This is a genomic window from Phocaeicola coprophilus DSM 18228 = JCM 13818 (assembly GCF_000157915.1).
In the GTDB taxonomy this organism is placed as follows: Bacteria; Bacteroidota; Bacteroidia; order Bacteroidales; family Bacteroidaceae; genus Phocaeicola; species Phocaeicola coprophilus.
Window position 1 is genome coordinate 1 of record NZ_EQ973652.1, and the last position, 525, is coordinate 525.

Consider the following 525-nt stretch of genomic DNA (forward strand, 5'->3'; position numbering starts at 1 on the left):
AAGTATCATCGGAATCGTAAATTGTCCTAGATTTGAAGATAAGCTATCTCCTAAGATTGCCCAATGGAAAAATACATTGGTAGAACTGACTATAAACAGAACTTCTTTTTATGGAGAAATTCCTAAGGAAATTGGAGAATGCCAGTCATTAGCATATTTATCTTTAACTAGCAATAAATTCTCAGGGATCATTCCGGCTGAAATCGTTCAAATTCCATGTGGTACCATCTTTTTAGAACATAATGAAATTACCAGTATAGACTGGAGAATTTATACTGAGAATATCGGTTATGGAGATTTACAATGTGCCTATAACAATTTTACAGGTGAGATTCCACAGAAAGTGCTGGAATCAGAACGCTGGAATCGTTTCCACTCTTTCTATCCCTTCAACGAAGGGTATGGCTTTACAAATTATCCGCTAGATGAAAACCAATTACCGAAATAGTATGAGCAATACCAAAGAAAGGAGATGACATGAAAACACTAAAACAGCTGACCGTATTAACCTTGTTTTTGTCCGGA

At 35.8% G+C, this 525-nt stretch carries 1 protein-coding gene; it reads left to right on the forward strand.

Annotated elements, in window-relative coordinates; genetic code table 11:
• Positions 1-448 (forward strand): hypothetical protein (locus tag BACCOPRO_RS18145; protein ID WP_008145493.1); only part of this gene is annotated, 448 nt, incomplete at its 5' end.
• Positions 449-525 lie beyond the last annotated feature (77 nt).